General features: G+C 68.0%; 24 protein-coding genes. 12 read left to right on the top strand and 12 right to left on the bottom strand.

Going from position 1 to position 24,872, the window contains the following annotated elements; translation table 11 throughout:
* Positions 1-10: 10 nt before the first annotated feature.
* From AC1DSZ_RS18295 to AC1DSZ_RS18265, 7 genes are all read right to left on the bottom strand, one after another.
* Positions 11-913 carry a cupin domain-containing protein gene (locus AC1DSZ_RS18295; RefSeq protein WP_476839781.1) on the bottom strand — a complete coding sequence of 301 codons (903 nt, stop codon included), beginning with the start codon at positions 911-913 and terminating at the stop codon, positions 11-13.
* Positions 914-976: 63 nt separating this feature from the next.
* Positions 977-1,870, bottom strand: coding sequence for a branched-chain amino acid ABC transporter permease (locus AC1DSZ_RS18290; protein WP_188516656.1), 894 nt, complete (start codon positions 1,868-1,870; stop codon positions 977-979).
* The gene (locus AC1DSZ_RS18285; protein WP_188516657.1) at positions 1,863-2,636 is read right to left on the bottom strand and encodes an ABC transporter ATP-binding protein; all 774 of its coding nucleotides are present in this window, start codon (positions 2,634-2,636) and stop codon (positions 1,863-1,865) included. Before AC1DSZ_RS18285 ends, AC1DSZ_RS18290 begins: the two co-directional genes overlap by 8 nt.
* Before the next feature lie 5 nt (positions 2,637-2,641).
* Complete coding sequence (locus AC1DSZ_RS18280) at positions 2,642-3,637, bottom strand: branched-chain amino acid ABC transporter permease (protein ID WP_476839780.1); 996 nt, start codon at positions 3,635-3,637, stop codon at positions 2,642-2,644.
* On the bottom strand, positions 3,609-4,382 hold the full coding sequence (locus tag AC1DSZ_RS18275) for an ABC transporter ATP-binding protein (protein ID WP_476839779.1): 774 nt from the start codon (positions 4,380-4,382) through the stop codon (positions 3,609-3,611). Before AC1DSZ_RS18275 ends, AC1DSZ_RS18280 begins: the two co-directional genes overlap by 29 nt.
* Positions 4,379-5,518, bottom strand: coding sequence for an ABC transporter substrate-binding protein (locus tag AC1DSZ_RS18270; RefSeq protein ID WP_476839778.1), 1,140 nt, complete (start codon positions 5,516-5,518; stop codon positions 4,379-4,381). The genes AC1DSZ_RS18275 and AC1DSZ_RS18270 overlap by 4 nt, the downstream gene beginning before the upstream one ends.
* 91 nt (positions 5,519-5,609) lie before the next feature.
* On the bottom strand, positions 5,610-6,404 hold the full coding sequence (locus tag AC1DSZ_RS18265) for an IclR family transcriptional regulator (protein ID WP_476839777.1): 795 nt from the start codon (positions 6,402-6,404) through the stop codon (positions 5,610-5,612).
* 144 nt (positions 6,405-6,548) lie between these two features.
* Between AC1DSZ_RS18265 and AC1DSZ_RS18260 the strand changes: the two genes are divergently transcribed.
* The 5 genes from AC1DSZ_RS18260 (at position 6,549) to AC1DSZ_RS18240 (ending at position 11,092) form a co-directional block, all read left to right on the top strand.
* On the top strand, positions 6,549-7,337 hold the full coding sequence (locus AC1DSZ_RS18260) for an HpcH/HpaI aldolase family protein (protein WP_476839776.1): 789 nt from the start codon (positions 6,549-6,551) through the stop codon (positions 7,335-7,337).
* A gap of 36 nt (positions 7,338-7,373) precedes the next feature.
* Entirely contained in the window at positions 7,374-8,312 is a 939-nt protein-coding gene (locus AC1DSZ_RS18255) for a DUF6282 family protein (protein ID WP_476839775.1), read from the top strand.
* A gap of 33 nt (positions 8,313-8,345) precedes the next feature.
* A complete protein-coding gene (gene kce, locus AC1DSZ_RS18250) occupies positions 8,346-9,278 on the top strand; it encodes a 3,5-dioxohexanoate:acetyl-CoA acetone transferase (protein ID WP_476839774.1) in 933 nt (310 codons plus the stop codon).
* Positions 9,278-9,997, top strand: coding sequence for an NAD(P)H-dependent oxidoreductase (locus AC1DSZ_RS18245; RefSeq protein WP_476839773.1), 720 nt, complete (start codon positions 9,278-9,280; stop codon positions 9,995-9,997). Before kce ends, AC1DSZ_RS18245 begins: the two co-directional genes overlap by 1 nt.
* A 99-nt stretch (positions 9,998-10,096) precedes the next feature.
* Positions 10,097-11,092, top strand: coding sequence for a DMT family transporter (locus AC1DSZ_RS18240; RefSeq protein WP_476839772.1), 996 nt, complete (start codon positions 10,097-10,099; stop codon positions 11,090-11,092).
* Here the strand turns inward: AC1DSZ_RS18240 and AC1DSZ_RS18235 are convergent.
* From AC1DSZ_RS18235 to AC1DSZ_RS18225, 3 genes are read right to left on the bottom strand one after another with little or no spacing between them, the layout of a single operon-like run.
* Positions 11,016-11,981 carry a carbohydrate kinase family protein gene (locus AC1DSZ_RS18235; RefSeq protein ID WP_476839771.1) on the bottom strand — a complete coding sequence of 322 codons (966 nt, stop codon included), beginning with the start codon at positions 11,979-11,981 and terminating at the stop codon, positions 11,016-11,018. The genes AC1DSZ_RS18240 and AC1DSZ_RS18235 overlap by 77 nt on opposite strands.
* A gap of 16 nt (positions 11,982-11,997) precedes the next feature.
* The gene (zwf, locus tag AC1DSZ_RS18230; protein WP_476839770.1) at positions 11,998-13,476 is read right to left on the bottom strand and encodes a glucose-6-phosphate dehydrogenase; all 1,479 of its coding nucleotides are present in this window, start codon (positions 13,474-13,476) and stop codon (positions 11,998-12,000) included.
* The gene (locus AC1DSZ_RS18225) at positions 13,473-14,726 is read right to left on the bottom strand and encodes an ROK family transcriptional regulator (protein WP_476839769.1); all 1,254 of its coding nucleotides are present in this window, start codon (positions 14,724-14,726) and stop codon (positions 13,473-13,475) included. The genes zwf and AC1DSZ_RS18225 overlap by 4 nt, the downstream gene beginning before the upstream one ends.
* Before the next feature lie 198 nt (positions 14,727-14,924).
* On the opposite strand from AC1DSZ_RS18225, the gene AC1DSZ_RS18220 reads away from it, so the two are divergent.
* The 4 genes from AC1DSZ_RS18220 (at position 14,925) to AC1DSZ_RS18205 (ending at position 18,707) form a co-directional block, all read left to right on the top strand.
* The gene (locus tag AC1DSZ_RS18220) at positions 14,925-15,947 is read left to right on the top strand and encodes a substrate-binding domain-containing protein (protein ID WP_476839768.1); all 1,023 of its coding nucleotides are present in this window, start codon (positions 14,925-14,927) and stop codon (positions 15,945-15,947) included.
* 258 nt (positions 15,948-16,205) lie between these two features.
* Positions 16,206-17,288, top strand: coding sequence for an ABC transporter permease (locus tag AC1DSZ_RS18215; RefSeq protein ID WP_476839767.1), 1,083 nt, complete (start codon positions 16,206-16,208; stop codon positions 17,286-17,288).
* The gene (locus tag AC1DSZ_RS18210; RefSeq protein ID WP_476839766.1) at positions 17,285-18,064 is read left to right on the top strand and encodes an ATP-binding cassette domain-containing protein; all 780 of its coding nucleotides are present in this window, start codon (positions 17,285-17,287) and stop codon (positions 18,062-18,064) included. Before AC1DSZ_RS18215 ends, AC1DSZ_RS18210 begins: the two co-directional genes overlap by 4 nt.
* Positions 18,065-18,080: 16 nt before the next feature.
* On the top strand, positions 18,081-18,707 hold the full coding sequence (locus AC1DSZ_RS18205; RefSeq protein WP_476839765.1) for a nucleoside/nucleotide kinase family protein: 627 nt from the start codon (positions 18,081-18,083) through the stop codon (positions 18,705-18,707).
* Positions 18,708-18,722: 15 nt separating this feature from the next.
* On the opposite strand, the gene AC1DSZ_RS18200 is transcribed toward AC1DSZ_RS18205, so the two are convergent.
* Positions 18,723-19,103 (bottom strand): response regulator, encoded by a 381-nt coding sequence (locus tag AC1DSZ_RS18200; RefSeq protein WP_476839764.1) that lies wholly within the window; start codon positions 19,101-19,103, stop codon positions 18,723-18,725.
* Positions 19,093-22,581: a chemotaxis protein CheB gene (locus tag AC1DSZ_RS18195; protein ID WP_476839763.1), complete on the bottom strand. Its 3,489-nt coding sequence runs from the start codon at positions 22,579-22,581 to the stop codon at positions 19,093-19,095. Before AC1DSZ_RS18195 ends, AC1DSZ_RS18200 begins: the two co-directional genes overlap by 11 nt.
* 265 nt (positions 22,582-22,846) lie before the next feature.
* On the opposite strand from AC1DSZ_RS18195, the gene AC1DSZ_RS18190 reads away from it, so the two are divergent.
* The 3 genes from AC1DSZ_RS18190 to AC1DSZ_RS18180 all read left to right on the top strand — a co-directional run bounded on the left by AC1DSZ_RS18190 (position 22,847) and on the right by AC1DSZ_RS18180 (position 24,843).
* Positions 22,847-23,020: a DUF1127 domain-containing protein gene (locus tag AC1DSZ_RS18190; protein WP_476839762.1), complete on the top strand. Its 174-nt coding sequence runs from the start codon at positions 22,847-22,849 to the stop codon at positions 23,018-23,020.
* Between the two features lie 155 nt (positions 23,021-23,175).
* Positions 23,176-23,541 carry a hypothetical protein gene (locus tag AC1DSZ_RS18185; protein WP_476839761.1) on the top strand — a complete coding sequence of 122 codons (366 nt, stop codon included), beginning with the start codon at positions 23,176-23,178 and terminating at the stop codon, positions 23,539-23,541.
* Between the two features lie 135 nt (positions 23,542-23,676).
* On the top strand, positions 23,677-24,843 hold the full coding sequence (locus tag AC1DSZ_RS18180; protein ID WP_476839760.1) for a YncE family protein: 1,167 nt from the start codon (positions 23,677-23,679) through the stop codon (positions 24,841-24,843).
* Positions 24,844-24,872: the final 29 nt, after the last annotated feature.

The raw sequence follows: 24,872 nt of genomic DNA, 5'->3' as shown, positions 1-24,872 counted from the left end.
GCGCGAGCCGTCAGCCCGGCAGCGGGTAGTCGTCCGTGTTCAGCACCCAGCCGGGCTTCAGCGAGAAGTCCATGCGGGGCGGCGAGAAGATGTCGACCAGCTGGTTGACGCCCGGATCCATGCCGCGCGTGGTGTGGATCGCGGGCGGCGGAATCACGGTGACGGAGGGCGTGCCGGCGTATTCGTGCTCGTCCTGCCGCCACATGCGCATGTCGGGCGTCCACGGCCAGCGCAGGTGGTGGATGAAGGCGCCCTGCACGGCCAGCGAATACTGCTCGAAATCGTCGTGGTGGTGCGGCGACAGCTTGGTGGTGTCGCGCGGGCCGACCTGCGGGGCGAGGTAGTTCACCATGAAGGTGGTGCAGCGCCAGATGCGGCCGAAGCGGCCGGGCTCGTCCGGCACGTCGAGCGAATAGGTGCGAATCTTGAAGCCGTCCGGCGGCGTCGGCCAGGCTTGGAACGGCGGGATGTTGTGGTGCGCCTGTGCGTACTCGGCCGCGTTGGAGCAGCGCTCCGCCAGGTCCGTGTTGCGGGTGGTGAACAGCCGCACGATGCGCCCGCCCTTCAGCACCTCCACGGCGCTGTCGCCGGGCGGCACGAAGGTCACCGAGTAGCCCTCGATGGTCTTGGTGTCGCCGCCCGCCGTGAGCCGCACCGAGACGCCGGCGTCCGGCAGCAGCAGCACCCATTCGTCGGGCTGGTTTTGGCGGGTGAAGCGGGCGCCGTCCTTGGCCTCCGAATACGCCACCACGCCGTTCTGGCCGCGCATCAGCCAGGTGCGGCCATCCGTGCCGGTTTCGGCCGGCTCGGTTTCGTAGAAGCGCACATAGTCGGCCGGCGAGTAGGCGGTGAACACCGGCGCGTTGGCGGGCGCCTTGAACAGCGCGGCGCGCGGATCGGACTTGTCGAACATCGGAAATGCTCCGTCGCGGAGAGCCGGCCTGGCCGGCGTGAGCCGGCTGCGCCGGCGAGGGGATCAGGCTCGCTTGAACCCCTTGAAGCCGGCGAAGATGCCGCTGGGAAACAGCAGCAGCACCACCAGCAGGGTGGAAAGCGCGGCGACGTTCTTGAAGCCGGCGCCGAACAGCACGATGGCGGCGGCCTGCAGCACGCCCAGCAGCACGCCGCCCGCCAGCGCGCCGGCGGCGCTGCCGAAGCCGCCGATGATGGCCGCGATGAAGCCGTTGACGCCGAAGGGCGTGCCGATGTTGAAGGCCGTCACCTGCGTGGGCGTCACCAGGATGCCGGCCACGGCGCCGAGCGCGGCGGACAGTGCGAACGACACCAGCAGCATGCGCCCGACCGGGATGCCAAGCAGCGCCGCCGCCTCGCGGTTCTGCGAGCAGGCGCGCAGCGCCCGGCCCGTGCGGGTGCGGGTGAAGAACAGCCAGAGCAGCCCCACCATCAGCGCGCCGCAGCCCAGGATCCAGAACAGCTGGTAGCCGACCGCGATGTCGCCGAGCTTCAGCGGCCCGCCGGGCGTGAACTCCGGGAAGGAGCGCGGCTGGTCGCCCAGCGTCAGGATGGTGATGCGCTCGATCATGATCTGCGTCGCCAGCGTCGCCAGGATGATCGCGAACATGGTCGCGCCCCGGTTCCACATCGGCCGCACCACCAGCGTCTCGATCAGCATGCCGATCCCGGCCACGATCGGCACGGCCAGCACGGCCGCGAGCACCAGCGGCAGGCCGAGGCGCGTCAGCAGGGCATGGCAGATCATGCCGCCCAGCATCACGAACACGCCCTGGGCGAAGTTCACGATGCCGCTGGCGTTGTAGATGACGCAGAAGCCGATGCCGACGAGGCCGTAGATAAGGCCGACGCCCACGCCCGTGATGAGGCTCTGCAGCAGTTGAGTGATGTCAGCCATCGGCCATCTCCACGCCGCCCAGATAGGCGGTGAGCACGTCGGGATGGGAGCGGATCTCGTCCGGCGTCCCTTCGGCGATCTTCTTTCCGAAATCGAGCACCGCGATGCGTTGCGCGACCTTCATGACGAGCCCCATGTCGTGCTCGATCAGCAGCACGGTGACGCCCCGTTCGTTGACGCGGTGGATCACGTCGGCCAGCGCCGCCGTCTCCTGCGTGTTGAGGCCGGCGGCCGGCTCGTCCAGCAGAATCAGACGCGGCTCGGCCGCGAGCGCCCGGGCCACTTCCAGCAATCGCTGGCGGCCATAGGGCAGCTTGTCGGCGATCATGTCGGCCTGGTCGCCCAGGCCCACGAAGGCGAGGAGCTCGCGCGCCTTGCGGGCGATGCTCTCCTCCTGCTCGCGGAACCAGCGCGGCCGCAGCAACGCGCTGCCAACCCCGCCGCGGGTCACGCGGTGGAAGCCGATCTCGACGTTCTCGGCGACCGTGAGGTCCTTGAAGAGCTGCACGAGCTGGTAGGTGCGGATCAAGCCGCGCGACGCGATGGCGGCCTGCGGCAGGCCGGTGATCGGCTGGCCGTCGAACACCACCTTGCCGGAGGTCGGCTTCAAAGATCCTGCGATGGAGTTGAACAGGGTCGTCTTGCCGGCGCCGTTCGGGCCGATCACCGCGAAGATCGAGCCTTCCGGCACGTCGAAGCTGATGTTGTCGTTGGCCAGGAGGCCGCCGAACCGCATCGTCACGTTCTGGACGGAGAGCAGCGCCATCGCGGTCACTCCGCCTTCGCGGCGGCGCCGCGGTTGAAGAACTGCCTGATGGCAGGCGCGAATCCCGCGAGGCCGCGCGGCGCGAAGATCAGGATGGCGACCAGGATCACGCAATAGGCGACGTCCTGCAGCTCCTTCAGTCCGCGCAAGGCTTCCGGCAGCAGCGACACGATCACGGCGCCGACCAGTGGTCCCCAGGTGGTGCCGATGCCGCCGAGATAGAGCATCGTGAAGCTGAGCACGACCATGGAGGTGCCGAACACCTCCGGGCTGATGAAGCCGACGAAATGCGCGAACAGCGAGCCCGCCACGGAGCCGTAGGCGGCCGCGATTACGAAGGCGACGAGCTTGTAGCCCGCCACGTTGACGCCCAGCGCCGCCGCGGCCGGCTCGCTGCCCGCGATGGCGGCCAGCGCCCGGCCGAAGCGCGAGCGGCGCAGCCGGTTGGAAATCCACACGCCGAGCAGCGCGAAGGCGACCAGCACCACCAGCATCTGCTTTTCGGTGACGAGCTCGTAGCCGAACAGGCCGACCGGCGGGATGCCCGAATAGCCCATGTAGCCTTGGGTGAGGCTGGTCCACTCGATGGTGATCTCGTAGGTAATCAGACCGAGCGCGAAGGTCGCCATCGCGAGATAGTGCCCGCGGAGCCGCAGCGTCGGGTAGCCGACCGCAAACGCGATCAGCACCGACACCGTGGTGGCGATCACGAGCGCGAGCACCGGCTCCATGCCGTGCCCGGCGGTCAGGATGGCGGAGCCATAACCGCCCAGCGCCGCGAAGGCGTTCTGGCCGAAGGAGGCCTGGCCCGTGTAGCCCATGAAGAAGTTCAGCCCGGTGCTGAACACCCCGTAGATGGCCGCGAAGCCCAGCACGGTGACGATGTAGCCGCTGGAGCTGAGACCGACGGCGAGCAACGCCAGCGTGGCGAGCACCGGCAGCCAGGAGCCCGCGTGGTCGCGCCAGCTTGCTCTAGTGGAGGTAATAGCGGGCGAGGTCATGATGGGACCTGATTTCGGATGCGGGGAGTTCGGCCGCGATCTGGCCGAGCGACAGCACGTAGACGCGCTTGGCGAGCTTCAGCGCCAGCGGGGCCTTCTGCTCGACGAGCAGAATGCCGAGGCCCTGGCGGTTGAGTTCGCCCAGCGTGGCCAGGATTTCGCCGGCCACACGGGGAGCGAGGCCGAGCGAAGGCTCGTCCAGCATCAAGAGCTTCGGCTCGGCCATCAGGGCGCGCCCAATGGCCAGCATCTGCTGCTCGCCGCCCGACAGCGACGCCGAGATCTGGTCGATGCGCTCCTTGAGGCGGGGAAACAGCTCGAACACGCGCCCGAGCTGCTTGTCCATGTCGCCGCCCGGGCGCGTGTAGGCGCCAAGGATCAGGTTCTCGCGCACCGACATCTGGCCGAAGAGGCCGCGGCCCTCCTGCACCATGATGATGCCGAGCTCGGCCAGCCGGTGAGTGGGCAACCCGCTGACGTCGCGTCCCTCGAAGGCGATGCGGCCCGACGCCGGTGTGAGCCGCGTGATGGCGCGCAGCAGCGTGCTCTTGCCGGCCCCGTTGGGGCCCAGCACCGTCACGAGCTCGCCTCGGCCGATATGCAGGCTCGTTGGCTTCAGCGCATGCACCCGGCCATAGAAGGCCGAGATGTCCGTGACCTCGAGCAGCGGGCTCTCGGCGGCCGCGACGCCGGCCGTGCTGACCGTCCCGACCGTCGGGGCGCTGGCGGGAGCGACCCCGCTCATTTCAGCGCCACGAGCTTGCCGCCGCGCACCACGCCGATCTCGAAGGGGTTCTTGGTGATGCCGACATGCTGCTCGGGCGAGAAGTTGAACTGCGCGAACGAGCCCTGGATGGACGGCAGCGTCTCGAGCGCGTCGCGCACGGCCGGCCCCTCGAAGGACTTCGCCTTCTCGACCGCCGCGACGATCAGCATGAAGCTGTCCCAGGCGCGCGCGCCGGCGTTCGGGTCGCGGTCGCCGTACTTGGCCTGCCAGACCTTCAGGAATGCGTCGGCGGCGTCCTTGGCTGGGCCGGCCGGGATCGACTCCGGAATCTGCACGCCCGGCGCCACGAACAGGAAGCGGTCGCCCAGCACTTCGCCGGCCTGCTTGAAGGTCGCGCCGTCGTCGAGGCTGGCCAGCAGCAGCATCTTGTCGAGGCCGAGCGCCTTGATGTTCTTGGCGGTGGTGACCGTGGAGCCACCCTGGCCCATCTTGATCACCGCGCCCGCGCCCGCCGCGTTCATGCGGCCGAGCTGCACGCTCACGTCGGCGTCGTCCTGCTTGTAGGATTCGACCGCCACGACCTCCATGCCCATGTCCTTGGCGATCTTGGCGCCGAGGTCCTTCATCAGCATGGCGTAGGGCGTCGGGTCGTGCAGGATGCCGACCTTGCGGATCTCGGTCTTGTCCTTGAGGTGCTGGTAGCGCGCCTCGATCTCGAAGCGGGGCGGGGGCAGCACGCTGAAGGCCCACTTCTGCTCCTCGGGCCGCTGCGGCAGGATCGAGCACAGCACCATCGGGATCTGGGCGCGCACCACGGAGCCGGCCGCCGCGAAGTTGCCGGCCGACACGCAGCCGCTGTCGAAGATCTGCACGTTGTCGTTCGACATCATCTTGCGGTAGCCGACCACGGCTTCCTGCGGCTCGGACCGGTTGTCCTCCGCGACGATCTCGACCTTCTTGCCCAGCACCCCGCCCTTGGCGTTCAGCGTCTCGGCCGCGAGCAGCAGGCTGTCGCGCCAGGCGCGGTCGTTCACGGCCGCGTAGCCGGTAAGGCCGACCGAGGAGCCGATCTTGTAGGACTGCTGGGCGAGGGCCGAGGTGGCCGACAAGGCCAGGATGGCGGCGGCGGCCAACAGGCCGGAACGGTGGCGCATGGGTGATCTCCTCCCGACGAGGTCGTTTCGTTAGACAGAACGACGTTTCGTTTATGAGTTTGCGGGCGACGATAAGCCCTGTCAACCGCCTTCAGGTCGAATGCAACCGGCCGCGGCTTCCGAGCGCCTGCGAGATGCGCGCCGCGGCGGCCAGGATGTGGCGGATCTGTTCGGCGGAAGGCTCCGCCTCGATGTACTGGATCGAGTCCACCACGCCGACGCAGCCCGCGATGGTCTCGGACGCATCGAAGATCGGGGCCGCCAGCGTGTTGATGCCGATCATCGCCTCGTTGGGCGCCACCGCCCATCCGCGGCTGCGGATCAGCTCCATCTCGCGCTCCAGCGCGCCGATGCTCACCAGCGTGTGCGGGGTGAGCATGTCGAGCCGCGAACGCATCACCCGCGAGCGCAGCTCCTCCGGCCCATAAGCCAGCGCGACCTTGCCTTGCGCCGATCCGTGGAACGACAGCAGCGACCCTGGCCGGACGCCGATCTCGATGGAAGCCTTGCCCGGCATGGTGCGCAGTACGCGAACGCCGTCGACGTCGAGCTGCGAGACCACTGCCGAATGGCCGAGCCCGTCGCGCAGTTCGAGCAGCGCCGGCAGGGCCGCGTTGGCGAGATCGAGATCATCCGCCACGGCGCGCCCCAGCGTCACGAGGCGGGGCCCGACCTGGTAGCGCTCGGTGTCGGGCTCCTGGCTGAGATAAGCCTCCTGCACCAGCGTGCGCAGGTGCCTGTGGATGCGGCTCTTGGTGATGCCAAGTTCCCGGGACAGGGCCGTGACGCCCATGGGCTTCGGCGCATGGCCGATCGCCTCCAGGATCCGCAGCACCAGCACCACTGCCTGGACGCCCTCGGCGGCCGGTCCCCCAACCTTCGGCATGAGTGTCGCTCCCTCGCGCGGATCAGGCTCGGGCTTGGCCGCAAGGCAAAAAGGCCTTGACAGACCGCCGTCCAAATCCGGTATCGTTCTGAAAAATGAGATACTGTTCTGATGTGCAGAACAGACTAGGGAGACACGCCGATCATGTCAACGGCTTCGGGAGGCTCCCCCTCCTCCTTCAGGCAGCGCTTTCACGCCGGTGAAACGCTGCTCGGCACCTTCATCAAGACCCCGACCAGCCACGCGGTGGAGATCATCGGCGGGCTCGGCTTCGACTTCGTGGTGATCGACGAGGAGCACGGCTCCTTTGATCGCGGATCCACCGAAATGGCGTTGCTCGGCGCCCGCGCGGCCGGAACCGCCGGCATCGTGCGCGTGCCCGAGCCGACCGCCGCCCGGCTGCTGGCCGTGCTCGACGACGGCGCCACGGGCGTGCTCGTGCCGCATGTCTCCAGCGTCGAGAAGGCGCGCGAGATCGTGGCCTGCTGCCGCTACCGCGGCGGCAAGCGCGGCTTTTCCAACACCACCCGGGCCGGCGGCTTCGGCACGCTCGGCGTCTGGGAGCACGTCGACGCCATGGACGCGCAAACCACCGTGATCGCCATGATCGAGGATTCGGAGGCGCTGGACGTCATCGACGACATCGTGGCCGTGGAGGGTCTCGACGGCTTCTTCATCGGCCGCGGCGACCTCACGGTGGCGCTGGGCGCGAGCGGCATGGCCGACCCCAAGGTGCGGGCCGCCGCCGAAAAGATCTGCGCCGCCGCCCGCCGCGTCGGCAAGCCGGTCTGCCTGATGGTGGCCAACGCCGCCGAGGCGCAGGACTGGCGCGCACTGGGCGCGTCCGCGTTCATCGTCTCGTCCGACCACGGCTTCATGCGGATGGCCGCCATGAAAACGCGCGCCGATTTCACGGAACTCGCCAAGGCGTGAGCCGGCTCACGAACGCCGGTTATCAGGAGCACGACAATGTCCGCAGCCCTCTCCACCTCGTCGCTGGACCAGCGCATCGCGTCCCTGCTGGTCGGCGCGGTTGATCCGCACGTCCATAGCGGCCCCTCCATCGCGCCGCGCAGCCTCGATCACCTGGAACTCGCCCGAGAGGCGTCCGAAGCCGGCTTCGCGGCCGTGCTCACCAAGGACCACGACTATGCGGGGGTGATGACGGCGGCGCTGATCAAGCGCCATCACCCCGAGCTCAAGACCAAGGTCTATTCGGGCATCGCGCTCAACAACGTGGTCGGCGGCCTCAACCCCTACGCGGTGGAGCATACCGCCGCGATGGGCGGCAAGGTGGTTTGGATGCCGACGCTCACGGCCGAGCAGCATTTCCGCTGGGAAAAAGAATCCGGCAGGGCCCACCCGGCCTCCACGTCCAAGATCCGCCCCGCAACGGTGGTGCCGGTGCTCAACCCCGACAAGACCGTCCGCGACGACGCCAAGGAGATCCTCGACGTCATCGCCCGCACCGGCATGACGCTGGCGAGCGGCCACCTCCATGTGAGCGAGACCTGGATCGTTTTCGAGGAGGCCAAGAAGCGCGGCGTCACCCGCCTCGTGTTCACCCACCCGGAGGACATCGTCGGCGGCACGCTGAACGACGTGAAGGGCATCGCCGCCATGGGCGCGCAGGTAGAGCACTCGCTGTGCATGTTCCTGGAGGGCAACAAATTCCAGTCCAGCCCGTCCGAGGACCTGAAGAAATACATCGACGCCGCCGGCGTGGATAACACCATCCTGTGCTCGGATCTCGGCCAGACCGGCAATATCAGCCCGGTCGAGGGCATGCGCCGCGGCGTGAAGCTGTGCATCGATCTCGGCTATTCGGACGATGACATCCGCAAGATGGTGTCCACCAATGCGGCCAGGACACTTGGCATAGAGGCCGATTTGCCCTCCGCTGCGTGACCTGAAGAAACAAGCCCAACGGAGAGAAACGCCATGGCGCAGCCACGGAAGGTCGTCATCACCTGCGCGGTGACGGGCTCGATCCACACCCCTTCGATGTCCCCGCATCTGCCGATCACCGCCGAGGAGATCGCCGAGGCAGCCATCGGGGCGGCCGAGGCCGGCGCCGCCGTGGTCCATCTCCATGCGCGCGACCCCAAGGACGGGCGCCCGGACCAGTCGCCCGAGCGCTTCGCGCCGTTTCTGAAGGTCATCAAGCAGCGCTCCAACGTGGTGGTGAACATCACCACGGGCGGCGCGCCCACCATGAGCGTCGAGGAGCGGCTGCGCCCCGTGGCGCAGTTCAAGCCCGAGGTGGCGTCGCTCAACATGGGCTCGATGAACTTCGGCCTGTTCCCCATGCTGGAGCGCTTCAAGGACCTGAAGCACGACTGGGAACGCCCCTATCTTGAAGGCTCCAAGGAGCGGATCTTCAAGAACACCTTCGCGGATATCGAGATGATCCTGCGCACCTGCGCGGAGAACGGCACCCGCTTCGAGATCGAGTGCTACGACATCGGCCACCTTTACACGCTGGCGCACTTCGTAGAGCGCGGGCTGGTGAAGCCGCCGTTCTTCGTCCAGAGCGTGTTCGGCATCCTGGGCGGCATCGGGGCTCATCCCGAGGACGTCATGCATATGAAGCGCACCGCCGACCGGCTGTTCGGCGACAGCTATCGCTGGTCCGTGCTGGCGGCTGGGCGAAACCAGCTCCCGGTGGCCGCGCAAGCCGCCGCCATGGGCGGCAATGTCCGGGTCGGGCTGGAAGATTCGATCTGGATCGGGCCCGGCCAACTGGCGAAGTCCAACGCCGAGCAGGTCACGCAGGTGCGCAAGATCATCGAGGGCCTCGGCCTCGCGGTGGCGACGCCGGACGACGCCCGCGAGATCCTGCAGCTCAAGGGCGGCGACCGGGTGGAGTTCTGATGCACGCGCTGATCGTCTACGCGCATCCGGAGCCGACCTCCTTCAACGCGGCCATGCGCGACGCCGCCGTGGCGGCGATCGAGGCTGCGGGGCATACCGTGGAGGTGTCGGACCTCTACGGCGAGGGCTTCAACCCGGTGGCGGGGCGGCACGATTTCACCACGGTCGCCGATCCCGACCGCTTCCACTACCAGACCGAGCAGGAACACGCCGCCCGCCACGACGGCTTCGCGCCGGACCTTCGGCGCGAGCAGGCCCGGCTGGCCAAGGCCGACGTGCTGATCCTGCAGTTCCCGCTGTGGTGGGGCGGCCCGCCCGCCATCCTGAAAGGCTGGTGCGAGCGCGTGCTGGCCTATGGCGTCGCCTATGTGGACGGCGCCCGGTTCGACACCGGCCTCTTCAAGGGTCGCCGGGCGTTGTTCTCGGTGACCACGGGCGGCACGCCCGAGCGCTTCTCGGAGACGGGCGTCTACGGCCCCATCGATCAGGTGCTCTATCCGGTGCAGCGGCTGCTGCTCGAATATATGGGCTTCGACGTGCTGCCGCCCTTCGTCGCCTATGCGGCGCCGCGGGTGAGCGATGACGAGCGCGCCGCCTGCCTCACCACGTGGGCCGACCGCGTCCGCTCAGCCATGCTGGCGCCGGTGGACCGCACCGAAGATGCGGCGGCCGCCGCGCTTGCCGCGCTGGGGTCGGGCGCCTGGGGACAAAAGCGCTAGCGAACTCTCCGGCAATGCAGCACGGCGCTGAACGCACTGGCGCCGGCGCGCGAGACTGGGTTGAGTGTGCGCCATCGCGCCTCTCCACAGCGGATCCGCATGCCCCCTCATTCCCGCCTGGTCGCCTTCGGCCGCTGGTTCTACGGCCAGCCCTATCTGCTGCTGCTCTTCACGACGCTGTTCTGGGGCGGCAACGTCGTGGCCGGCAAGCTGGCGGCCGGCGAGGTGTCGCCCATGGCGATCACCTTCCTGCGCTGGTTCATCTCCTGCGCGGCGCTGGCCGTGTTCGCGCGCCGCGCCGTGCTGGCGGAGTGGCGCATCCTCGCGCCGCGCTGGCTCTACATCGTCCTGATGGCGGGCGTCGGCTTCACCACTTTCAACGCCCTCTTCTACGAGGCCGCGACCCGCACCACGGGCGTGAACATGGCGATCATCCAGGGCTCGACGCCGATCTTCGTGCTGCTTGGCGCGCTGGCGTTCGGGGTGCGCTTCGGCCTGCTGCAGATGCTGGGCGTCCTCGCCACCATCGCGGGCGTGGCGCTCACGGCTTCGCGCGGCGACCTCGAGGTGCTCAAGACCATCGCGTTCAACCGGGGCGACGCCTGGCTGCTGATCGCCAGCATCCTCTACGCCGGCTACACGCTGGCGCTGCGCTGGAAGCCGAAGACTTCCAGCCTCGTGTTCTTCACCGCCATGGCGGTGGCGGCCTGCGTGACATCACTGCCGCTGCTCGTGCTGGAAGGGCTGCGCGGCGACCTGCAATGGCCCACCCTGAAGGGCTGGCTCGTGCTGCTTTACGTGGCGCTGTTGCCGTCGCTGCTGTGCCAGATCTTCTACATCCGCGCCATCGAGCTCATCGGGCCGGGCCGGGCAGGGGCCTTCTACAATCTCGTGCCGGTGTTCGGCGCGCTGCTGTCCACCCTGATCCTGCCCGAGCCCTTCGCGGCCTACCATGTCGCCGCGCTGGCGCTGGTGCTCGGCGGCATCGCGCTGGCGAACTGGAGAAGCGGGGTGAAGCTCAGCTCCCAACCAGCGCGGCCAGAAGCTCCGGATCGTCCCGGCGCGGCAGATCCGCGCCCCGGCGCTGGCACGTGACGGACGCCGCCGCCACCGCATAGCGCAGCACCCCGCCCAGCGCGTCCCGCGTTAGGCTCTCCAAAGCTTCGCGCGACAGCGCTTCGCGCCGGCCCAGATCCGCCAGCATGGCGGCGTGGAACGTGTCGCCGGCGCCCACGGTGTCCACCACGTCCACCTTTCGCCCCGCAATCTCCAGCGGCTCGCCGCAGCCGAACGCCACCGCGCCCTCCGCCCCGCGCGTCACCACCACAAGCTTCGCCCCGAGATCAAGCCACCGCGCCGCCGCCTCGGCCGGGCTCACGCGGCCGCCAAACGCGATCGCGATGTCCTCGTCGCTTGCCTTGATCAACGTGGCGCGCCGGGCGAAGCGCTCGAACTGCGCCGGCCAGGCCGCGACGTCGCCGATCACGCTGGGCCGCAGGTTCGGATCCAGGCTGATCACCCGCCGCGCGCCCTCGCGCTCCGCCAGCGCCAGCAGCGCGTCCGCGACCGGCGCGACCGAGAGCGTGTAGGAGCCCATCGTGATCGCCGCATAGCCGTCGAGGTTTGCCGGCAGGTCGGCCGCCGTCACCACGCGGTCGGCCGCGTCGGCGCCATAGAACGTGTATCGGGGTTGGCCGTCCGCGCCCGTCGCCACCACGCTCAGCGTCGTGGCGTTCGGCTTGGCGGGTGCGTGGGAAAGGTCCACGCCCTCCCGGCGCAGCCCCTCGCGCAAAATCTCGCCGAAGCGATCCGTCGAGAGCCCGCCGAAATAGGAGCTCGGCGCGCCGAGCCGGGCCAGCCCGATCGCGACGTTCATGGGCGAGCCCCCGGCTACGAACTCGGCCGGCAGGCGCGGGCCGGCGTCCGGCCCCACGAACACGTCGAACAGCGCCTCGCCGCAGACGAGGATTGCCCCCTTCGCCATCGCCCCCGATCTCCCCTTAGTAGCCGTCGTCGTGCCAGCTTCGCCCGTCGCGTTCGATCAGCGCCACGGCGGCGGAGGGACCCCATGTGCCGGCCGTGTAGGGGCGGGGCGGTTGCTCCGAATTCGTCCAGGCCTCGCGGATGGGGTCGATCCACGCCCACGCGGCCTCGACCTCGTCGCGTCGCATGAACAGCGTCTGCGAGCCGCGCACCACGTCCATCAAAAGGCGCTCATAGGCCTCCGGCGCGCGGGCCGAGAAGCTGTTCGCGAAGCTCATGTCGAGCGGCACGTGCTGCAGCCGCATGCCGCCCGGGCCCGGATCCTTGATCATCAGCCACAGCTTCACGCCCTCGTCCGGCTGCAGGCGGATCACCAGGTGGTTGCTCATCACCGGCCCGGCCGTCGCGCCGAAGATCGAATAGGGCACCGGCCGGAACGCCACGACGATCTCGGACACCCGCGTGGCCAGCCGCTTGCCGGTCCGCAGGTAGAACGGCACGCCGGCCCAACGCCAGTTCTGCACCTCGGCCCGCAGCGCCACGAAGGTTTCGGTGCGGCTGTCGGGCTTGCCCAGTTCCTCTAGATAGCCCGGGGCGGCGCCCTCCGGCGAAGCGCCAGCCTTGTACTGGCCGCGCACGGTGGCTTGGTCGGCGTTGCCTTCCCGGATTGGCTTCAGCGCCCGCAGCACCTTCAGCTTCTCGTCCCGCACCGCGTCGGCTTCCAGCGAGGTCGGCGGCTCCATGGCGACGAGGCACAGCAGCTGCAGCATGTGGTTCTGCACCATGTCGCGCAGAGCGCCGGAATTATCGTAGTAACCGGCGCGGCCGGCCACCCCGAGCGTCTCCGCCACCGTGATCTGCACGTGGTCCACATGCCCGGCGTTCCACAACGGCTCGAACAGCGCGTTGGCGAAGCGCAGCGCCATCAGGTTCTGCACCGTCTCCTTGCCGAGATAATGGTCGATGCGGAAGATCTGGCTTTCCTCGAACACCGCTCCGACGGCGTCGTTCACCACCCGCGCGGTCTCGCCGCTCTTGCCCACCGGCTTCTCGACCACGACGCGCGCCAGCGGCGTCACCAGCGCGTACTTGCCGATGCGCTCGCAGATCGGCCCGAACAGGTCGGGAGCGACCGCGAGATAAAAGGCGCGGACGCGGTCCTGCGCCTCGCCAAGCAAGCGGGCAAGCTCGTCCCAGCCATCCTCGCCGGTGGCGTCGAGCGGCACATAGAAGATGCGGGCCAGGAAACGCTGCACGCAGGCCGGCTCGCGCTCCGGCTCGGATACGAACTCCGCCAGCCAGCCGCCCACCTTGGCGGCGAACTCCTCGCGCGACAGCCTGCTCCGCGACACCCCGATGATGCGCGCCTCGGGCGGGATCTGCCCGGCCAGGTCGCGCCGAAACAGCGCCGGCATCAGCTTGCGGGCGGCCAGGTCGCCCGTCGCCCCGAACACGACCATGTCGAACGGGTCAACCGCGATGGTGCGTGCGCTCATGCTCTCGCCTCCTTCAACAACACGTCCCGGTGTGGCGCGAAGCCCGCCAGCAGCGGCAGCATCGCGGCCCCGAGCGCCCGCGCGTCCGGTCCCACCGAGCCTTCGACGATAGCCGCGGGAGTTAGCCCCTCGCGGTCGAGCGCCTCGGCTTCGGCCGCCACGGCGGCCACGAGCCGGCGGCGCACGGCGTCCGGAAACGCTCCGTCGATCACCACGGCCTGGAAATCGATCACGGCCGTGCAGGCGATCACGGCCGGGGCCAACGCCTTTGCGGCCTCGTCGATCCATGCATCCAGGTGGGGGCCGAACTCCGCCCACGCGGAGGGGTGCGTCCAGATCGGCGAGGGATCGATGCCGGCGGCCAGCAGCCGCTTTTCCAGGAGGTAGATCGACGCCTGCCGGAGCAGTTGCGGGCGCACGAGAGCGCCGCCCTCGTCCAGGCGCGCCACCGGCATAGAGCCCAGCGCGCCGGCGTTGCCGCTGCCGCCCGGGTAGAGCTGGTGGTTCAGCACCACGCCGCCGCCCAGAAAGGAGCCGAAGAACACATACACGAAGTCGCGGTACCGATTGCCGCGCCCCACCATCAGCTCGGCCCCGCAGGCCGCCGTGGCGTCGTTGCAGACCTGCACGTCGAGGCCCGTGATCAGCGCCACCTCGGCCTTCACGTCAAAGCTGCGCCAGGCGTCCAGCACGGCGCGCGGCGCGCCCACCTCCGCCTCCCAGTTCCACAGCTCGAACGGTGCAGCCACGCCCACGCCAAGGATACGATCCCGCTGCGCCCGCGTGAGGGCGCCGGTGACGCGATCCAGCGCCCTTGAGATCCAGGCGGTGAACCCGGCGGGGTCCGGATAGCGATAGATGTCGCGCTCTCGCGCCCGCACCGCGCCGCGGAAATCCACCAGCACCAGCTCGGCGCTGCGCCGGCCGACCTTCAGGCCCAGCGAAAACGCGCCATCGGGGTTCAGCGCGTGCGGCACGGAAGGCTGGCCAACCTTGCCGCGCTGCTTCTCTTGCCGCACCAGCAGCCCTTCGGCCTCCAGGCGGTTCATGATGGTGGTGGTCGTCATGGCCGAGAGGCCCGTCATGCGGGCGATGTCGGCCTTGGGCAGCGGACCGTGACGCCGCACCAGCGAGAGAACGAGCCGCTCGTTGTAGACGCGCACGCCGGACTGGTTCGTTCCCCGACTGGCGTCCACGCCGCCCAGGGCGAAAGCCGCGTCCAGTCCCGACCCTGGCGGGTGCTCTCCCATGCCGTTCGTCCGCCCCCAAGCGCTCCGGGCGCCTTTTCGTTCAAAGCATCATTCGGGGCCCCTGTCGCGCTGTCAATAACTAAGTCCAATGGATTTAGTAAGTTGACTCGCACGGGTTTTCCGTTTTGGATGGCGTCACGGTGGACACGTTCGCCGCAAAACCGGCTCCGCAAAGGGGCCGCCTTACGGGAGGATTTGATGAAAGCGATTCTGACCGCCACCGCCGTGGCCGCCTTGTCTGTTGCGATGCTCGGACCCGCCATGGCGCAGAGCAAGCCGATCGTCGGCCTGATCACCAAGACCAACACCAACCCGTTCTTCGTGAAAATGCGCGAGGGCGCAGAGGCTGAAGCCAAAAAGGCCGGCGTCGACCTGCGCACCTTCGCCGGCAAGTTCGACGGCGACAACCAGGCTCAGGTCGAGGCCATCGAGAGCCTCGTGTCGGCCGGCGCCAAGGGCATCCTGATCACCGCCAGCGACACCGCCGCCATCGTGCCGGCCATCAAGAAGGCCCGCGACAAGGGCGTGCTCGTGATCGCGCTCGACACCCCGCTGCAGCCCATCGACGCCGCGGACGCCACATTCGCGACCGACAATTTCAAGGCCGGCGAGCTGATCGGCCAGTGGGCCAAGGCGACCATGGGCGACAAGGCCAAGGACGCCAAGATCGCGCTGCTCGACCTCAGCAAGAACCAGGTCAGCGTCGACGTGCTGCGCGACCAGGGCTTCCTCAAGGGCTTCGGCGTCGACATCGCGGACCCCAAGAAGATCGGCGACGAGAAGGATCCGCGCATCGTCGGCAACGACGTCACCGCCGGCTCGGAGGAGGGCGGCCGCAAGGCCATGGAGAACCTGCTCCAGAAGAACCCGGGCGTGAACCTCGTCTACACCATCAACGAGCCGGCCGCCGCCGGCGCCTACCAGGCCCTCAAGGCGGTCGGCAAGGAAAAGAACGTCCTGATCGTGTCTGTGGACGGCGGCTGCCCGGGCGTGAAGAACGTCAAGGGCAACGTCATCGGGGCCACCTCCATGCAGTTCCCGCTGCTGATGGCCTCCAAGGGCATCGAGGCCGTGGCTGAGTTTGCGAAGACGGGCAAGAAGCCGGCCAACACGCCGGGCCTCGATTTCTTCAACACCGGTGTCGAGCTGATCACCGACAAGCCTGCGTCGGGCCTCACCTCCACGACGTCCGAGGACGGCATGAAGAAGTGCTGGGGCTGATCGCATCGGGGCGAAACCCGCGTGGGGAAGGGCTTCGCCTTCCCCGCGCGAGTGACGCCCCAGGCTGGCGTTGTCAAAGTCCCGCCGCTCGCTTTGGCGCCACCCTCGATCCCCTCGTCCTTCGAGACGCAGGCCCGAGCTGGGCCTGCTCCTCAGGATGAGGGGGATGGTGGGTGGCCTGAAGTTGGCCGAGGGTACAAATCAGCGGCAGGCGGCGGTGACGAGCCCGTCATCGAAAGACGTCGGGGAACAACACGCATGAGTTCGAACGAGCCCGTTCCATCCGCTCCGGCCGACTACGAAAAGGTGCTCGTGCGCAGCGACGTGCGGGTCGCCGAGTTCGACGAGGATGCGCCCACGCCGCTGATGCGCGTGCAGCGCATGCTGCACAGTCAGCCGACCTTCATCCCCGGCATCGTTCTGATGCTCGGCGTGCTGATGTTCAGCGTGATCGTGGGCGAGCGATTCCTGGATCCGTTCAACCTGTCGCTGATTGTCCAGCAGGTCACCATCATTGGCATCCTGGGCGTCGCCCAGACCATCGTGGTGCTCACCGCCGGCATTGACCTGTCGGTGGGCGCCATCATGGTGCTCACCAGCGTGGTGATGGGCAAGCTCGCGGTCGGCGGCGGCCTCCCGGCGCCGCTCGCCGTCTCGGCGGGGCTGATCGTCGGCATGGCCTGCGGCTGGATCAACGGCGTGCTGGTCACCTATGTGCGGCTGCCGCCCTTTATCGTGACGCTCGGCACGTGGAGCGTCTTCTTTGCGCTCAACCTCTGGTATTCGGAAAGCGAGACGATCCGGGCCCAGGACATCGAGACCGAGGCCCCGTTGCTGCAGTTCTTCGGCACGGCGGTGGATCTCGGCCCGGCTAGGCTCACCTTCGGCTCCATTTTCATGCTGCTCCTGTGCCTGCTGTTCGGCTACATGCTGAACCGCACGGCCTGGGGCCGCCACGTCTTCGCGGTGGGCGACGACCCTGACTCGGCCCGCCTCGCCGGCATCCGCACCGAGCGCACGTTCCTGTCCGTCTACACCCTCGCCGGGCTCGTCTGCGGCCTCGCCGGCTGGGCGCTGATCGGCCGCATCGGCTCGGTGAGCCCCCAGGCCGGGCAGACCGGCAATCTCGACAGCATCACGGCCGTGGTGATCGGCGGCACCAGCCTCTTCGGCGGGCGCGGCGCCATCCTCGGCACCCTGATCGGCGCGCTGATCGTGGGCGTGTTCCGCAACGGCCTGGCGCTCTCGGGCGTCAACGTGCTGTGGCAGGAATTCACGGTCGGCATCCTCATCATCGTCGCGGTGGCGATCGACCAATGGCTCAGGAAGGCGACGTCATGAGCGCGATTCCGGTTCTGCAGGCCCGCGGGCTGGTGAAGCGCTGGGGCCGCGTCACCGCCATGGACCATGCCGACTTCGACCTGATGCCAGGCGAGATCCTGGCCGTGATCGGCGACAACGGCGCCGGCAAGTCCACGCTCATCAAGGCGCTCACCGGCGCGGTGCTGCCCGACCACGGCGAGATCCGCCTCGACGGCAATGTCGTGAACTTCGCCTCGCCGCAGGAGGCGCGCTCCGCCGGCATCGAGACCGTGTACCAGAACCTCGCGCTGTCGCCGGCGCTCTCCATCGCGGACAACATGTTCCTGGGCCGCGAAATCCGCCGCAAGGGCCCGCTGGGCGACTGGTTCCGGATGCTCGACAAGGCCGAGATGCAGCGCATCGCCCGGCAGAAGCTGTCCGAACTTGGGCTCATGACCATCCAGAACATCGGCCAGCTGGTCGAGACCCTCTCGGGCGGCCAGCGGCAGGGCGTCGCCATCGCGCGCGCCGCCGCTTTCGGCAGCCGCGTGATTATCATGGACGAGCCCACCGCGGCGCTCGGCGTCAAGGAATCCCGCCGCGTGCTGGACCTCATCAACGACGTGCGCCGCAAGGGTCTGCCGATCGTGCTGATCAGCCACAACATGCCGCATGTGTTCGAGGTCGCCGACCGCATTCACATCCACCGCCTCGGCCGCCGCCATTGCGTGGTGGACCCGAAGTCGATCACCATGTCGGACGCCGTCGCGATCATGACCGGTGCGGCGGAGCCGCCGGCCGCCGCCGCGGCCTAGAGGGAGCCGCCACCCGGTGAAAGCTGTCACGCTCGACGCCGTTCTGAGTCGCATCGCCGAGCAGGCGGCGTCCGGCCGCGTCGTCGTGGCGCTCGCGGGCGGGCCCGGATCGGGCAAGTCCACGCTGGCCGAGCAGATCGCCGAGCGGCTCAACGCCGCCAACCCGGGCTTTGCGGCCGTTTTGCCGATGGATGGCTTCCACTTCGACGACAGCGTGCTGGACGCCGCCGGTTCGCGGCCCCGCAAGGGCGCGCCCGACACGTTCGACGTCGGCGGCCTTCGCCACACGCTGCTGCGCCTGCGGGCCCGGGACGAGGATGTCGTGGCCGTGCCGGTCTTCGACCGCGACCTCGAGATCGCCCGGGCAGGCGCGCGCCTGATCCCGCGCGCGGTTTCGGCGATCATCGCGGAAGGCAATTACCTGCTGCTCGGTCGCCCACCCTGGGCGTCGCTGAAGCCGCTCTTCGACCTGACGATCATGATCGAGCACCCCGAATCCGTGCTGCGCGAGCGCCTCGAAGCGCGCTGGCGCGGCTATGGCCTCGACGCGGCCGTCAGAAGGGCGAAGATCGACGGTAACGATCTCCCCAACGCCAGGGTGGTTTATGGCGAGAGCGCCGACCCGGACATCCGGCTGACCTGATCTGCCGCGTCCGCGTCAGTCCAGAATCCTGGCCAGGGTGGCGATCAGCGTCGTCTCGTCGAGCGGCTTGGGCAGCATCGCGATGCCCGCGAAGGCCGGGTCGCGCATGAACGACCGGCTGTAGCCGGTCGCGACGATGAACGGGATATTCTGCTCCCGGAGCGCGCGCGCCACCGGCTCGCTGGTCTCTTCGCCGAGGTTCAGGTCGAGCAGAACCGCATCCGGCTTCGTTTGGGCGAGCGTGGCCAGCGCCCGCCTGCACGACGCGACCGGGCCGACGACCGAGCAGCCGGCCTTCACGAGCATCGCCTCGACGTCCAGCGCGAGCAGGAACTCGTCTTCCACCACCATGATGCTGCGCCCGGCCAGTGGGCTGTCCTGGTCGTCACGTTGCATCGGCTTGGCTCGCCAGTTTGAACGCGAGTTCACTGACGACGCCCTGCGGCTCGTAGCTCAGCTTCGCCTCGCCACCGAGCTGGTAGGCGATGATGTTCTTGATCAGGCTCGTCCCGAACCCGGTGCGATCAGGGTGATGAACAGGCGGCCCGCCGCTCTCTTCCCAATGCAGGCGCAACATGTCGCCGTGATGCCAGGCCCAGCGGATGGCGACGCGCCCCTCCGGGCAGGAAAGCGCGCCATATTTCGCCGCGTTTGTCGCCAGCTCGTGCAAAAACAGCGCGACGCTGATCCCCTGCTTGGGCGACAATTCGACCGGCTCGCCGTCGATGTCAGCGCGCTTGCTGTCTGGCTCGAGGTAGCCGGCCAGCGTCTCGCGCACGAGCGCGCGCAGATCCACCGAGCGCCAGCGCGTCTCCAGCAATTGCGAATGAGCGCGCGAAAGGGCCTGCACGCGCCCGTGCAAGCTGGCCCGATATTCGTCGACGCTGATGCCCGCCGGCGCCGGGAGATTGACGAGCGATTGGACCACCGCGAGCGTGTTCTTCACGCGGTGACTCAGCTCGTGCGTGAGCATGTCGCGGTGCCGCTCGGCCTCCTTGCGGCTGCTCACGTCGTTGAACAGCACCCCGACGCGGTGCAGCGCCGGATCGCCTGTCGGAAACGCGTAGACCTCGTAATAGCGACCGAGGCTTGCAGCGGGTGCTTCGAAACGCTCCGGCATGCGCGACGACGCCACCCTTCCGTAGGTTTCGAACCAGTGCTCCTCGTGGTTCGGCTGCATCTCGCGCATGAGTTGACCCCGGGCGTTGGTCAGCCCCGTCTGGCGCTCGAAGGCCGCGTTGATGTCCTCGATGCGGTAGTCGACGGCGCGGTTCTGGTCGTCGAAAATCACCTCGATGATGCAGAAACCCTCGTCGATGGAGTTGAACAACGACCGGTAACGCAGTTCGCTCTGCAGCAGGTCCTGCTCGGCCGTGATCCGCTCGGTAACGTCCACGAAGGTCAGCACCACGCCGCTGATCCGGTCCTCGACCGTCCGGTAGGGGCGGACCCGCATCATGAATGAGCGGCCGTCGCGGGTCCTCACTTCGCGCTCCACCGGCGTGAGGGCGCGCAGCACTTGCCGGGCGTCCTGCTCGAGCCCGTCATAATCGAGCCGGTGCGTGAAGCTCGTGATCAGGCGGCCGACATCCGCGTCCGTGATGTTGAACAGGCCCGCCACGGGCGGGGTGAACATGCGGATCCGCATCTCGGTGTCGAGAAACAGCGTCCCGATCTCGGTGGCGGCCGTCAGGTTCTGAAGGTCGCTATGCGCCGTCGATATGCTGGCCAGCTTCGCCTTGAGCTCGGCGTTGACGGTCTGGAGCTCCTCGTTCATCGACTGGAGCTCCTCCTTGGACGTCTCCAGCTCCTCGGCCGTGGACCGGTATTCCTCGTTGACGGACTGCAGCTCCTCGTTCGCGGCGCGCAGCTCCTGGATCGAGATCTGGTGCTCGTTGCGGATTGCCACGAGCGCCTCCTGGGCGTTGCGCAGCTCGGCGTGCAGCCTGCGCATCTCGTCGGGCCGGGACTCGACGTTTTCCAGCAACGCGTGATCGGCGTCCGTCACCGGGCCGGCGTCCAGAAACAGCACGAGCGCCCGCGCGACGGTGTCGTCCTCGGCCGCGACCGGCTGGATCAGCAGGCTGATGTGCCGCCGCTGGTCGTCGAACGCCACCATGGCGGAGGGCGTCATGGTCGGCTGGTGCAGCTGGAACGCGCGGTCGAGGCCAAGCTGGAGGTCGAGGCGAAGCTCCGGCCGCACCACGACCGAAAGTTTGCCGCTGAACAGGCCGCCGGACGGTTGGATGAACCGCCCCGCCAATGGCGACAGGTGGATGATCTGGTGGTCCGGATCCACCAGCGCGCTCGGCGGCGCATGCCGCTCCAAAGCCTCGAGATGGATCTCCGCGGCCGGCTTGGCGGTTTTCTCGCCCGTCGTGTTGCGTGGCGTCGCGGGCGCGATGGGGAACTGCTCGCCATGCAGCGACGGGAACCGGGGCAGATGGCGATCGGCCGTGGGCTTCGCCTTGTAGAGTCGCGCGTCCCGGTCGAGCGTCGCGAACAGCGGCGACGCGTCGATGGTCTCGGCGGACCCGAGAAACAGCACCCCGTTTGGCGTCAGCGCATAGTGAAACAGCGCCGCGAGTTGCTGCTGCAAGGTGCGTTCCAGGTAGATGAGCAGATTGCGGCAGCTGATCAGGTCAATGCGCAGGAACGGCGGGTCCTTGAGCACGCTGTGGGATGCGAAGAGGACAAGGTCGCGCACTTCCTTGCGGATGCGATAATACGCGCCTTCGTCGATGAAGAACTTCTTCAGCCGTTCTTCCGAGACATCCGCCTCGATTGAGCGCGGATACCGGCCCTCCCGGCCTGTCGCCAACGCGCCTTCGTCCAGATCGCTTGCAAAGATCTGGATCGGGGCTTTGACGTTGCGCCGCTCGGCTTCCTCCAGCAGCAGCATCGCGATGCTGTAGGCTTCCTCGCCGGTGGCGCAACCGACGACCCAGGCGCGCAAGCCTTCGTCGCGCAACGTATCGAACAGCGGGCCGACGCCCTTTTGCGCCAGACTGGCGAAGGCCGCCTCGTCGCGGAAAAAGGTCGTCACCGATATCAACAGGTCGGCAAAGAGCTCCTGGGCCTCTTCGGGCGTTTCGCGCAGATACGCCGCGTAGTCGGCTGCGCTGCGCATGCGATTGACCTGCATCCGCCGCATCACCCGACGCATCACGGTCGCGCGCTTGTAATGCGAGAAATCATGGCCAGTGCGGGCGTGCAGAAGACCCGCGATGCGGCGCAGTTCGTTGGCGAAGCCGTCCGCGTCCAGGGAGCGGACCGCCTCCTTGCTGCGCGCCACCTCGGCTATGCGCTCAACCAGTCGCTCGATCGGCCCGATGAAGTTCACCACGCCGGTCGCAATGGCGTTCTGGGGCATCATGGGGAATTCGGCGCTGGACGGGTCCTGCACGAAGACGACCCCGCCGCCCTCGTAGATCGCCTTGACGCCCACCGATCCGTCCGACCCGGATCCGCTCAGGACCACCGCCAGGCCATCGCCGCGGCCTACCGCGATCGAGCGGAAGAAAAGATCGATCGGCGCTCGCCGGCCCCGCGGCTCCGAGAAGGGGCGCGCGTGGATCTCGTTCCCCTGGATCACGAGTTCCCGGTCCGGCGGGATCACATACACGCAGTTGGCCTTCAGCTCGGGGCTGTCGTCGACCTGCGTGACGCTCATGGACGTGTAGCCGGCCAGGATTTCGGCCATGGCGCTCGGGTGCTCGGGCGACAGATGGAGGATCACCACATAGGCGAGCCCCAAGTCGACCGGAATGGCGCTGAAGAAAGCCTTGAGAGCCGCGACGCCTCCGGCGGACGCTCCAATCGCGCAGATCGGCACATTCACAGTGGAGGCAGCAGTATTGCTCGACGCCGACACGCTAAGGGCCCCTTGACGTTCGCATTTGGACCACTCGTCCGGTCAACGTCAATCGAAGCACGTCGTTCGAGGGGGTCGACCACCCGTTCCCGAAATTCACCGCCGAACTGGATTTTTGTCAACTCGACATCCGTACAAATCAGCGTTCACTCTACTGCTTCGACTTGCAGGATCGTCGTGAAGCCGTCGCACGTGTGCCACGACGCACAGCGCCGTTGCGAGAAGTGGCGGATACCGGGACATCAGCGTTCGAGGAGAACCGACAATGTCCCCCAACCCAACCCCCACCGACGGCAAGGTGATGTTCCGTATTCACGGTGTCGCCAGCCGCATCGCCAAGCGTATCGTTTCGCGCCGGACCCGTATCGTGCTCGCCGCACTGGACGATCGACTGCTCAAGGACGTCGGCTTGAGCCGGGGCGACTTGGCCGGAATGTAGGAACCACAAGCGGGAGCAGGGCGAGACCTGCTTGCACCGTGACGTGCTTCACAGCCGCGGCCCGAGGTCCCTGCTAACCCTCAAGGATCCACGCTGTCCGGCGGCGCCCACGCGAACGCCAAGAGATCGCGCCCAACTCTTCATAGGAGACTGCGATGCGCCGTGAACTGACTGATTCAACTTCGCCCGCCACCGAATTCGAAGACGCCCTTGCGGCGGATGAACGCGACAGCGCCGCCGCCCTGGGCAAGGTCCCTGCGCCCCGCGGCCGTTGGACGTCGCCTGTCACCAGCCGGGACGTCGTCGTCGCCTTGACGGCCTCGGCCATCTGGGCCGCGGTTTTCGTCGTGACCTCCCTCACCGCGTCCCACGATGGCGCGGCGACGCCGGCCGCCATGACGACGTCGGCCCTCGTGGCGCCCACGACACCGCGGGAAGATCGCTCCAGCTTCGAGCGCGCCTACTCGGCCGGGGCCACGTTCCAATACTGGCCCTGTGGCGATCCCGCCTGCGACCAGTAGGTCGCCTGCGACCGGTAAAGCGCGGCGACAAGTCATAATCGCCCGCAGCAAAGGCTTTCTTCCCGCCGCAGGCGCGATAGACTTTCGGTTCGCCACGGCGGCCGCAAGCGTCGCCGGGCGGTGGGAGGATCAACAATGAAGCGACTGGCTTTAACGGCCGGCCTGAGCCTTGCGGCCCTGACGGCGGGCTCCGCCTGGGCAGCCCCGTTCATGATCGTCGGCAACGACGAGAAACTTATCTGGGACGACGAAGGCAAGCCCGTGCTGTCCGCCCCCGGCAAGGACAACGTGCTGATCGTCGACCTCGCCAATCCCGAAGAGCCGAAGATCGTCGCCAACCTGCCGCTCAAGAATTCGGTCGTCGGCCCGCCCGTCAACGTCGCCATCGATCCCACCGGCTCCATCGCGCTGGTGGCCGACTCGGTGGACGTGGTCAAGGACGGCGAGGCCCTGAAGCAGGTCCCGGACAACAAGATCCACGTCATCGACCTGAAGGCGAACCCGCCGAAGCTCGTCGAGACCATCCAGGTCGGCAAGATGCCGTCCGGTCTCGACATCAGCCCCAAGGGCGACATGGCGCTGGTGGCGCATCGCGGCGACAACTCCGTCGGCGTGCTCTCCATAAAGGGTACGACCGTGAAGCTCGTCGACACTGTGCCGATGGGCGACATCGTCGCGCATGTCGCGTTCTCGCCGGACGGGACCAAGGCGCTGGCCGTGAAGTTCCCGGGCCACAAGGCCTCGGTGCTCGATATCGCGGCCGACGGAAAGGTGACGTATGGGAAGGTCGACCTGCCGACCGGCCAATGGCCCTACAACGTGGCGATCAGCCCGGACGGCAAGTTCGCGCTGACCTCCGACAACGGCAATTCCGGCGCGTCGGACGGCAGCGTCGACACCGTGAGCGTCATCGACATCACAGCCTCGCCGGCCCGCATCGTCGATCGCGTGGTGGTGGGGGACGGCCCCGAAGGGCTCGCGATAAGCCCCAAGGGCGACGTCGCCGTGGCGGTGATCCTGCGCGGCTCCAACGCTAGCAAGAAGGCCTATTTCTACAAGAAGAACGGCGCCATCGACGTGCTGAAAGTCGAAGGCGGCAAAGTCACGAAGATCAAGGAGATCGAGGTGGGCGGCCTGCCGGAGGCGGCCGTGTTCACGCCGGATGGGAAGTACCTGCTGGTCGGCAACTACCTCGACCAGGACTTCTCGATCCTCAAGGTGAACGGCTCCGAGATCACCGACACCGGTAAGCGGTTCAAGGTGCCCGGACATCCTGCGTCCGCCCGCATGGGGCCGGGCTGACGGGCAAAGGCGGCAGGCGGCGGCCCGCG

This window comes from Alsobacter sp. P4_H11, from assembly GCF_056400925.1.
The sequence above is the reverse complement of the archived record's forward strand: the minus strand, read 5'-3'. Positions and strand labels throughout refer to the sequence as shown.

What these genes read in the sequence shown, in the direction of transcription:
- AC1DSZ_RS18295 (WP_476839781.1), bottom strand. Translation starts at nt 913, where the DNA reads ATGTTCGACAAGTCCGATCCGCGCGCCGCGCTGTTCAAGGCGCCCGCC.
- AC1DSZ_RS18240 (WP_476839772.1), top strand. Translation starts at nt 10,097, where the DNA reads ATGCCCCCTCATTCCCGCCTGGTCGCCTTCGGCCGCTGGTTCTACGGC.
- AC1DSZ_RS18255 (WP_476839775.1), top strand. Translation starts at nt 7,374, where the DNA reads ATGTCCGCAGCCCTCTCCACCTCGTCGCTGGACCAGCGCATCGCGTCC.
- AC1DSZ_RS18265 (WP_476839777.1), bottom strand. Translation starts at nt 6,404, where the DNA reads ATGCCGAAGGTTGGGGGACCGGCCGCCGAGGGCGTCCAGGCAGTGGTG.
- zwf (WP_476839770.1), bottom strand. Translation starts at nt 13,476, where the DNA reads ATGAGCGCACGCACCATCGCGGTTGACCCGTTCGACATGGTCGTGTTC.
- AC1DSZ_RS18280 (WP_476839780.1), bottom strand. Translation starts at nt 3,637, where the DNA reads ATGACCTCGCCCGCTATTACCTCCACTAGAGCAAGCTGGCGCGACCAC.
- AC1DSZ_RS18270 (WP_476839778.1), bottom strand. Translation starts at nt 5,518, where the DNA reads ATGCGCCACCGTTCCGGCCTGTTGGCCGCCGCCGCCATCCTGGCCTTG.
- AC1DSZ_RS18290 (WP_188516656.1), bottom strand. Translation starts at nt 1,870, where the DNA reads ATGGCTGACATCACTCAACTGCTGCAGAGCCTCATCACGGGCGTGGGC.
- AC1DSZ_RS18220 (WP_476839768.1), top strand. Translation starts at nt 14,925, where the DNA reads ATGAAAGCGATTCTGACCGCCACCGCCGTGGCCGCCTTGTCTGTTGCG.
- AC1DSZ_RS18190 (WP_476839762.1), top strand. Translation starts at nt 22,847, where the DNA reads ATGTCCCCCAACCCAACCCCCACCGACGGCAAGGTGATGTTCCGTATT.
- kce (WP_476839774.1), top strand. Translation starts at nt 8,346, where the DNA reads ATGGCGCAGCCACGGAAGGTCGTCATCACCTGCGCGGTGACGGGCTCG.
- AC1DSZ_RS18235 (WP_476839771.1), bottom strand. Translation starts at nt 11,981, where the DNA reads ATGGCGAAGGGGGCAATCCTCGTCTGCGGCGAGGCGCTGTTCGACGTG.
- AC1DSZ_RS18225 (WP_476839769.1), bottom strand. Translation starts at nt 14,726, where the DNA reads ATGGGAGAGCACCCGCCAGGGTCGGGACTGGACGCGGCTTTCGCCCTG.
- AC1DSZ_RS18215 (WP_476839767.1), top strand. Translation starts at nt 16,206, where the DNA reads ATGAGTTCGAACGAGCCCGTTCCATCCGCTCCGGCCGACTACGAAAAG.
- AC1DSZ_RS18275 (WP_476839779.1), bottom strand. Translation starts at nt 4,382, where the DNA reads ATGAGCGGGGTCGCTCCCGCCAGCGCCCCGACGGTCGGGACGGTCAGC.
- AC1DSZ_RS18180 (WP_476839760.1), top strand. Translation starts at nt 23,677, where the DNA reads ATGAAGCGACTGGCTTTAACGGCCGGCCTGAGCCTTGCGGCCCTGACG.
- AC1DSZ_RS18200 (WP_476839764.1), bottom strand. Translation starts at nt 19,103, where the DNA reads ATGCAACGTGACGACCAGGACAGCCCACTGGCCGGGCGCAGCATCATG.
- AC1DSZ_RS18245 (WP_476839773.1), top strand. Translation starts at nt 9,278, where the DNA reads ATGCACGCGCTGATCGTCTACGCGCATCCGGAGCCGACCTCCTTCAAC.
- AC1DSZ_RS18260 (WP_476839776.1), top strand. Translation starts at nt 6,549, where the DNA reads ATGTCAACGGCTTCGGGAGGCTCCCCCTCCTCCTTCAGGCAGCGCTTT.
- AC1DSZ_RS18210 (WP_476839766.1), top strand. Translation starts at nt 17,285, where the DNA reads ATGAGCGCGATTCCGGTTCTGCAGGCCCGCGGGCTGGTGAAGCGCTGG.
- AC1DSZ_RS18285 (WP_188516657.1), bottom strand. Translation starts at nt 2,636, where the DNA reads ATGGCGCTGCTCTCCGTCCAGAACGTGACGATGCGGTTCGGCGGCCTC.
- AC1DSZ_RS18185 (WP_476839761.1), top strand. Translation starts at nt 23,176, where the DNA reads ATGCGCCGTGAACTGACTGATTCAACTTCGCCCGCCACCGAATTCGAA.